Origin of the sequence: Mycobacterium sp., from assembly GCF_036488105.1 — a bacterium.
In the GTDB taxonomy this organism is placed as follows: domain Bacteria; phylum Actinomycetota; class Actinomycetes; order Mycobacteriales; family Mycobacteriaceae; genus Mycobacterium.
The window spans coordinates 1-8080 of the sequence record NZ_DASXHW010000525.1 but is presented as its reverse complement, the minus strand read 5'-3'; the positions used below and the strand labels follow the sequence as shown (position 1 = coordinate 8080).

General features: G+C 67.7%; 10 protein-coding genes. 3 read left to right on the top strand and 7 right to left on the bottom strand.

Features of this window, described 5'->3' with window-relative positions; genetic code table 11:
* Together VGH54_RS27675 and VGH54_RS27670 are read left to right on the top strand one after the other, a co-directional pair.
* Positions 1-1395: Zn-binding domain-containing protein (locus VGH54_RS27675; RefSeq protein ID WP_331515325.1), on the top strand; the 1395-nt coding region annotated here is incomplete at its 5' end.
* A 305-nt stretch (positions 1396-1700) separates the two neighbouring features.
* The gene (locus tag VGH54_RS27670) at positions 1701-2726 is read left to right on the top strand and encodes a PAS domain-containing protein (RefSeq protein WP_331515324.1); all 1026 of its coding nucleotides are present in this window, start codon (positions 1701-1703) and stop codon (positions 2724-2726) included.
* Here the strand turns inward: VGH54_RS27670 and VGH54_RS27665 are convergent.
* Genes VGH54_RS27665 through ssd form a run of 7 tightly spaced genes read right to left on the bottom strand, consistent with a single transcriptional unit; the run spans position 2723 to position 7255 of the window.
* Complete coding sequence (locus VGH54_RS27665; protein WP_414688825.1) at positions 2723-3031, bottom strand: Rv3654c family TadE-like protein; 309 nt, start codon at positions 3029-3031, stop codon at positions 2723-2725. The genes VGH54_RS27670 and VGH54_RS27665 overlap by 4 nt on opposite strands.
* 19 nt (positions 3032-3050) lie before the next feature.
* Positions 3051-3350 (bottom strand): TadE family type IV pilus minor pilin, encoded by a 300-nt coding sequence (locus tag VGH54_RS27660; RefSeq protein ID WP_331515323.1) that lies wholly within the window; start codon positions 3348-3350, stop codon positions 3051-3053.
* A gap of 23 nt (positions 3351-3373) precedes the next feature.
* A complete protein-coding gene (locus VGH54_RS27655) occupies positions 3374-3580 on the bottom strand; it encodes a DUF4244 domain-containing protein (protein ID WP_331515322.1) in 207 nt (68 codons plus the stop codon).
* 42 nt (positions 3581-3622) lie between these two features.
* Positions 3623-4216 carry a type II secretion system F family protein gene (locus VGH54_RS27650; RefSeq protein ID WP_331515321.1) on the bottom strand — a complete coding sequence of 198 codons (594 nt, stop codon included), beginning with the start codon at positions 4214-4216 and terminating at the stop codon, positions 3623-3625.
* A complete protein-coding gene (locus VGH54_RS27645) occupies positions 4216-5010 on the bottom strand; it encodes a type II secretion system F family protein (RefSeq protein ID WP_331515320.1) in 795 nt (264 codons plus the stop codon). The genes VGH54_RS27650 and VGH54_RS27645 overlap by 1 nt, the downstream gene beginning before the upstream one ends.
* A complete protein-coding gene (locus VGH54_RS27640) occupies positions 5007-6170 on the bottom strand; it encodes a TadA family conjugal transfer-associated ATPase (protein WP_331515319.1) in 1164 nt (387 codons plus the stop codon). The genes VGH54_RS27645 and VGH54_RS27640 overlap by 4 nt, the downstream gene beginning before the upstream one ends.
* Positions 6167-7255, bottom strand: coding sequence for a septum site-determining protein Ssd (ssd, locus tag VGH54_RS27635; protein ID WP_331515318.1), 1089 nt, complete (start codon positions 7253-7255; stop codon positions 6167-6169). Before ssd ends, VGH54_RS27640 begins: the two co-directional genes overlap by 4 nt.
* A gap of 388 nt (positions 7256-7643) precedes the next feature.
* On the opposite strand from ssd, the gene VGH54_RS27630 reads away from it, so the two are divergent.
* The coding region (locus tag VGH54_RS27630; RefSeq protein ID WP_331515317.1) for an HAD-IB family hydrolase at positions 7644-8080 on the top strand (437 nt) is incomplete at its 3' end.

The following is an 8080-nucleotide window of genomic DNA, read 5'->3' as shown; positions in this document are numbered from 1 at the left end:
GAACTGACCGCGCTGGCAACCCGTGCGCGGCTGGAGGACATCGCTCCCGAGTTGATGGAGACGGTGGCGTCGTATCGAGCGGGCTATCTGCCCGAGGATCGCAATGCCCTCGAGCAGGCGCTGCTCGACGGTCGGCTGCGGGGCCTGGCCACCACCAACGCGCTGGAACTCGGCATCGACATCGCGGGCCTTGATGCGGTGGTGCTGGCCGGCTTTCCCGGTACCGTCACGTCGTTTTGGCAGCAGGCCGGGCGATCCGGCCGGCGCGGGCAGGGTGCGCTGGTGGTGCTGGTCGCCCGCGACGATCCACTGGACACCTATCTGGTGCACCATCCCGCCGCGCTGCTGGACAAACCGATCGAGCGGGTGGTGATCGACCCGACCAATCCGTACATTCTTGGCCCACAACTACTCTGTGCTGCAACGGAATTACCGATCGATGACGCCGAGGTGCGGACACTGGGCGCTCAAGAAGTCGCCGATGGGCTGGTCGACGACGGGCTGCTGCGACGGCGATCTGGCAAGTACTATCCGGCGCCCGGCGTCGATCCCCATCCTGCAGTGGATATTCGGGGCCCGACGGGTGGGCAGATCGTCATCGTCGAAGCCGATACCGGACGGCTACTGGGAACGGCCGGTGCGGGCCAGGCGGCAGCCTCGGTACACCCCGGCGCGGTGTATCTGCATCAGGGTGAGAGCTATGTCGTCGACTCGTTGGATTTCGACGAGGGCCTGGCCTTCGTTCACAGCGAGGATCCCGGATATGCGACGTTCGCACGCGAACTCACCGACATCGCGGTGACCGGATCGGGTGAACGCCGGGTTTTCGGATCGGTCACCCTGGGCCTGGTTCCAGTGAGCGTGACCAATCGGATCGTCGGTTATCTACGCCGGCGACTGACCGGTGAGGTCATCGACTTCGTCGAGCTCGATTTGCCGCCGCACACCCTGGACACCACCGCGGTGATGTACACCATCACACCAGAAGCGTTGCACCGCAGTGGAATCGATCCGTTGCAGATCCCGGGATCACTGCATGCCGCAGAACACGCGGCCATCGGGCTGCTACCGCTGGTGGCCAGTTGCGACCGTGGCGACATCGGCGGGCTATCCGCCGCGGTGGGCCCTGAATTCGATGGCCTGCCAAGCGTCTTCGTCTACGACGGCTATCCCGGCGGAGCGGGTTTCGCCGAGCAGGGCTTCCACCAGGCCAGCATCTGGCTGGGCGCCACCATGGCCGCGATCGAGGCGTGCGAATGTCCTGCGGGGTGTCCGTCGTGTGTGCAGTCGCCAAAGTGCGGTAACGGAAACGATCCGCTGGACAAGGCAGGGGCGGTGCGGGTCTTACGCTTGGTACTCACCGCGCTGGCCGAACAGACCCAGACATACGGATGACGACCGACCCCTCGAACGGTCGACTTCCATATGACTTTGTCTTAGCGCAGCCGCGACGAAAGCGTTTTCCTCGCGGCTGAAGAAGCGCGCACATGTCGAAATACAACCAGCGCATCGAACGGTTGGACAACGCAATCCGTTCACAATCCCATCGGGTGCAGAAGAAAAGTACCCGGCGACGGTAACCTGCGCAAGTCACCGGCTGAACGTGCCAAGGTCAACCGCAGGTCGACCACCGTCAAACGCGTGTGAATTGGGCAGGGAGGCAAGGAGTTATCCTGTACTGACCGGTAACATGCCGTGCTATGGCTGGCGACTGGTTGCTCGTGGAGACAATGGGTAGAGAGCCGGCCGTGGTAGCGCTGGGCCGCCAATTGAAAAACTTCGTTCCTATAACAGTGTTTTTGCGGCGTAATCCTCGCCTTGCCGCGATGCAGTCCGCTATCGCCGAGTCGCTGCAAACGAGCCAAAGCCTGGTCAGCATTACACCGAAAAATGACCGCGTGATCCGCACCGAGCCGGTGGTGATGTCCGACGGTCGAATACACGGTGTGCATATCTGGAGTGGGCCGGCCGGGGCCGAACCGCCGGAGCGACCGATTCCAGGCCCGCTGAAATGGAACATGACCCTTGGGGTCGCCACCGATACGCTGGAGTCGCTGACCAACACCGGTAGGAATGTGGAGATCGAGGACCCGGACGGTCGCCCGTTCGCACAAAGCTGGCCGTCCGGTGACCTCAAGCCCAACGAGGGCAGGGCGCTGGCCGCGGCGGTCAAGTCGGAACCGGGTCACACCCTGTGTGACACCTGGGATAGCACCGATTGGCAGGGCAATCACATCCGGGTCAGCTTCGTCGCTCGCAACGGCCTGGAGCCGGGACCAGATGGCCGCGACCACGTAGTCGCGCGCGGGATGAACTGGCGGGCCGGACCTGCCGACCGCGCGCAGTCGGCCGACCGACTCGCACAGCAGATCCTGCACGGGTTGGCGCAGCCGGGAGTGCACCGGGCATTGTTCGATCCGCACAGCTTCACCGTGCTGAAGTGGCTCGACGAGCCGTGTCCGTTCTATGACTGGCAACGCGTCGCGGCCAATGCCCCGCGGATGCATCCCATGGATGAAGCGAAGATGGCGGCGATGACCGCGGAGTTCGCCCGCGGGGCCACTAGCGGGATCCTCCGGATGCCGGGCAACGACGGCGGGTGGGTGCCGGTCCATGTGACCGTCAACCGGGTGGAAATCGACCAGGACACATTCGCCGGGTTGGTCGCGTTGCGGTTGCCGACCGCCGCTGAGCTGACTGAAGCCGGCCTGTCCGAGTCTGACTAGACCGGGCCGGCGCGGGCGGCCGCCCGCGCGCTACCCCATCGGCCGACTGCCAGGCCCACCTCGACGGTGACGACGACATCCAGGTCGTCGACAGCGCAGCCGGCCGGATCAGCCCGCATCGCCCGCGCCACCACGCTGGCCTGTGCGCAGGCTGTCTCGGCGCCGGCGGGCACTCGCGCGGCGGCGGCCAAGGCGGCCAGATCGGCCGCGGCCTGAGCCCGGTGCCGCGCCACCACCGCCGCACCCAGGCAGGCGTAGCCGCCGGTGACAGACAACAGCACGAGGACCATCGCGGCCGCGACCACGGTGGCCGATCCCCGCTCGTCACGGCGGTTCGATTGCCGACACCCCGGTGGCCGCGATGTGCAACCCGGGTAGCAGATTCGACCGGGCAACGACCGTCGCGACGACGAATCCGCCGTCCCGGCGCAGCTGCACGACGGCGCCGCCGGGCGCGACCCCGCGGGCGGTGGCGACGGCCGATCGCTCGTCACCACGGGCAGCCAATCGGGCTGCCTCGCGGGCCGCGTCGATACAGCGAACCTGCATCGAGACCGCTGCGATGCCGGCCAGGCACAGCATGAGTACGACGACCAGAACGGCGACACCGAACGCCGCTTCCACCGTGGCCGCACCGGCATCGTCGGCTAGGCCTTGGTGTTGAGCGCCCGGGCGATGATGTTCGTCAGCGCGCTCACGATGGAGTCGCCGGTGACGACCGTGTAGAGGATGGCGGCGAACGCCGCTGCCGCGACGGTGCCGATGGCGTACTCCACCGTGGACATCCCGGACTCGTCGACCGCCAACAATGTGACACGTGCCTTGAATACCTGAAACCGGTTGGCTGTCTTCATATTTCCCTCCACTGTGATCCCAGACAGCGCCCACACGCGCCGTCACAACAAGCCCGACTGCAGTACGTCACCGGCCAGCCCCGCGACGACCGGGACGATGCCCAGGCACACGAATGCGGGCAGGAAACACAGGCCCAGCGGACCGGCGATCAAGACCCCGGCGCGCTCGGCAGCCGCGGCGGCGGTGTGCGCGGCGTCCTGCCGGCATTGCGTCGCGAGCGTCGACACCGCCTCGGCCAGTGCGACACCCGACACCGATGACCGCCGCGCCAGCCGCAGCAGTGCGTCGGTCTGCGGGTCGAGCGAGCTGGCCGGCAGACCCGGCGGCGCGTTCCACGCGACGGCGGGGTCGGCGCCCAGCGCCAGTAGGTCGGCGGCGCGACGCAGCACCCGGGCCAGTAGCGGCGGGGCCGACACAGCCGTCGCGGCAGCGGCGGTCGACACCGCCATGCCCGCGGCCAGGCATACCGCCAGCACATCCAGGCTCGACGCGACCGCTAATGGATCGTTGCCGCGCAACGGCTTTCGCGCAACCGGCGGCGTACGGGCCGGCATTGCGGCGCGCGCCCGCACGGTCGAGGGACCGGCGCCGCTCAGCAGGGCCGCGGCCAGCAGCATCGCCGCGGCGGGTGTCATCACGCCACCGCCCGGTCGGTGATTTGGTCCGACCACAGCAGCCCACCGCAGACCAACGTCAGCCCGACCACCAGCAGCGCGCCGCCCAGCCGCCCGCCCAGCAGGAACGCCACCGGTCGTGCGCCGATGAGCTCGCCCATCACCACCGACAGCACCGGAAGGCTCGCGAGGATGGCCGCGGTCGCGCGAGCGCCCGCCATGGTGGACCGCACCTGCCCTGAGAATCGTTGCCGCTCAGCGATATCGCGTTGTGCCGCCCGCATGAGGGTGGACATCGCCAGTCCGTGATCGGCGGCCAGCTGCCAGCACACCGCGAGCCGGTCCCAATGGCCCGGCAGCGCCGAAGTCTTGGCCACGCCGCGCAACCCCGCGGTGACGTCGGCACCCAGCCGGGCACGTGCGGCGACCGCACGACACGCACCGGCGACCGGACCGTCCGTTTCCTCTGCCGCCACGGCGAAAGCGCTCGCCGGGTGTGCACCGACTCGCAATTCGCCCACAAGGACGTCGATCGCGGTCTCCAGCTTCTGGCTCTCGCGCATCCCCCGGCCGCTACGTCTTCGCCGACGGTAGCGCAGGGACATGGTTCCGGCGAATATCAGGCCCGCGAAGACCGTTGTCAACGGCAGTAATACGATGCTCACTGCCAACGAGCAGGCCGCGATCCAACCCGCAGTCCACGGCGGGAACTGCTTGCGGCCCTGACCGTCACCCGCTAGCCGTCTCCGCGGTGACGACGGAAGTACCAGCACCGCAACGGACAACGCCAGCGCGGCGGCCACCGGTCCGGTCATGATGGTGCCCGGTTCTGCAGCAACCGGCGCAAGTCGGCGGCCTCATCGGTCAGCCCGCGATCGGCGTGCCACACCGTGACCGCCCGCACCCGCCGGTCGGTTTCGCGTAGGACCGCGATTTCGTCGAGGCGTCGTCGCCCGTTGCGATCGCGGGCAACGTGCAGCAGCACCTGAACCGCAGCGGCGAGTTGACTGTGCAGCGCAACGCGATCCAGACCACCGAGGGCGCCCAAGGCCTCCAACCGGGCCGGGACTTCGCCGGGATTGTTGGCGTGCACCGTACCCGCGCCGCCGTCATGACCGGTGTTCAGCGCGGCGAGCAGATCCACCACTTCGGCGCCCCGGACCTCGCCGACCACGATCCGGTCCGGTCTCATTCGCAGCGCCTGGCGGACGAGTTGGCGCACGGTGACCTCGCCGACGCCCTCGACATTGGCGCACCGCGCCACCAGCTTGACCAGGTGTGGATGCGGCGGCGACAACTCAGCCGCATCCTCAACGCACACGATTCGCTCGTCGGGTGCCACTGCGTTCAGCATCGCCGACAGCAGGGTGGTCTTGCCCGCGCCGGTGCCGCCCGAGACCAGAAAAGCCAGCCTGGCCGCGATGATGTCGTCGATCAGTTTCGCGGCCGTGGCTGCGATGGCCCCGGCAGCGATCAGCGCGGACAGGTCCTGGGTGGCCGGCCGCAGCACGCGCAGCGATAAGCAGGTACCGCCCACGGCGACCGGCGGCAGGACGGCGTGCAGCCGGACCGCGAAGTCGCCGGTGCCCAGCCCGGTTAGCTGCCCGTCCACCCATGGCTGCGCGTCGTCGAGACGCCGGCCCGCCGCCAGTGCCAGTCGCTGCGCCAGGCGACGGACAGCGGCCTCGTCGGTGAACTGAATATCACTGCGCCGCAGACCGTTTCCGTCGTCAACCCATACCGCGTCCGGCGCACTGACCAGCACGTCGGTCGTCCCGTCCGCGCACAACAGTGGCTCGAGGATTCCCGCACCGGTGAGCTCGGTCTGCAGTACCCGAAGATTGCTCAGCAACTCGGTGTCGCCGAGTACGCCACCGGACTCGGCCCTGATCGCATCGGCCACCACTTTGGGTCGCAGCGGAACGGATTCGGTCGCCAGCCGTTCGCGCACCCGGTCGATCAGCGAGCCCGTCATGCGGCGCGGCTATCGGACCGAGCGGCCGCGTGCACCGGCAGCAGGGCGAGGACGCGGCGAGCCCCGGCCGCGAGCGCCGAACGCCGTCCCAACCGCAGGCCGCCGTGTTCGAGTTGCTCGGCCAGCCGTGGATCGGGCTTCATCGACACCAACAGCGGTAACCCGGCGATCTCCGCCACCTCTTCGGCGCGCAGTCCGCCCGGCGATGGACCCCGCACCACGACCCCGATATTGGGGTTCAAGCCGGAGAGTATCGGGACCATCGTGGCGGTCGCCGCGCACGCCCGCACATCGCACGGACTGATCACGACGACGAGATCGGCTGTGTCCAAGACAGTTTCGACGGCGCCAGTCAATCGCCGCGGGAGGTCGCAAACCACGGTCGCACGGCCGCGACGGCCCGCGTCGACGACCGCCTGCACTGCGCCGGCGTTTAATTCGTGGCCGCGCCGGGTGCCCGACAGCATGCTGATCCCGCGGTGTTGAGGTAACGCGTCGCGCACTGCCGACCAGGTCAGCCGTCCGCCCTGCAGTGCCAGATCGGGCCAGCGCACGCCGGGCGTCGTCTCGGCGCCGACCAGCAGATCGATGCCACCGGCCCAGGGATCGACGTCGACCAGAAGCGCATCGCTCGCGGCCTGCGCCAGCGCGACCGCGAACAGTGACGCACCGGCCCCGCCGCGCCCGCCGATCACCGCCACAACCGTGCCGCCGGCGCCGTCGTCGCGCGCCGAATCACCGGCTTCCGCCAATTCCCGAACCAGATCATGTTCTTGCGCAGGCAGTTTCAGCACATGCTGAGCACCTACGTCGATGGCCGCGGCCCATGTCGTCGGCGCCGGGTCGGTGCCCGTCACCACGATCACGTGCGCACGGCGCGGCAATCCGGTGACCGCACATCCCTGAGCAGCGGACTCGTCGAGGACGACCGCCACCGCCGCCGACCATGCTTTCCGGCTCACCGGTAATGCGCTGCCGGCGTGGACAACTCGCACACCGACGGCCGCTGCAACCCGATCCAGCTCGTCACGCAACGCGGGCTCGGAGAGTACGGCCAGAATCCCGCGGACGTCGGTAATCGCCATCGGCCCACCGTGCCGGTGCGGGGCGGGCGCCGCCAGTCACGCGGCAGGATTTGTGGACAAGATTCGGTCTGAGCGCAAACCGCCGATGGCGGTCAAGCTAAGAATTCGCCCCGGAAAAGAGACGACCCCCGCCAGGGGGGGAGGAGGCGAGGGTCGTCGTGTATCAGCCCCGGGGGGTCGGGCTGATACACCCTCGGCCAAGCCGAGTGATACTTACTATACACACGAGAGCGTCACGCGGCGCAAGGGTTGTTTTCGAAAGATGCAGACAGTCTCTAAGTTGCTGAACCAACCGGATTGTCGTCGATATGAGCCACTAAACCATGCCTGACCAGTACTTTTGGCGACAGCGTCGCGATTTGCGCTCAGGCCGCCCTATGCTGGGCCTGTGACCGTATCCGACTCGGCCGCTAACCAGCAAACATCATCGATGCCCGCCAGCCCCAGTCCGCGCACAGCAGCTTTTTTCGATCTCGACAAGACCATCATCGCCAAATCCAGCACTCTGGCGTTCAGCAAACCCTTTTTCGCCCAGGGCCTGATCAACCGCCGGGCCGTCTTGAAGTCGAGCTACGCCCAATTTCTGTTCCTGCTCTCCGGCGCCGACCACGACCAGATGGATCGGATGCGCATCCACCTGACCAACATGTGCACCGGCTGGGACGTGGCGCAGATCAAGACGATCGTCAACGAGACACTGCACGACATCGTCACGCCGCTGGTGTTCGCCGAGGCCGCCGACCTGATCGCCAGCCACAAACTTTGCGGCCGCGACGTAGTAGTGGTGTCGGCATCCGGCGAAGAGTTGGTCGCGCCGATCGCCCG

Coding starts and splice junctions, on each gene's coding strand:
- VGH54_RS27670 (WP_331515324.1), top strand. CDS start 1,701: ATGGCTGGCGACTGGTTGCTCGTGGAGACAATGGGTAGAGAGCCGGCC.
- VGH54_RS27655 (WP_331515322.1), bottom strand. CDS start 3,580: ATGAAGACAGCCAACCGGTTTCAGGTATTCAAGGCACGTGTCACATTG.
- VGH54_RS27650 (WP_331515321.1), bottom strand. CDS start 4,216: ATGACACCCGCCGCGGCGATGCTGCTGGCCGCGGCCCTGCTGAGCGGC.
- VGH54_RS27645 (WP_331515320.1), bottom strand. CDS start 5,010: ATGACCGGACCGGTGGCCGCCGCGCTGGCGTTGTCCGTTGCGGTGCTG.
- VGH54_RS27640 (WP_331515319.1), bottom strand. CDS start 6,170: ATGACGGGCTCGCTGATCGACCGGGTGCGCGAACGGCTGGCGACCGAA.
- ssd (WP_331515318.1), bottom strand. CDS start 7,255: ATGGCGATTACCGACGTCCGCGGGATTCTGGCCGTACTCTCCGAGCCC.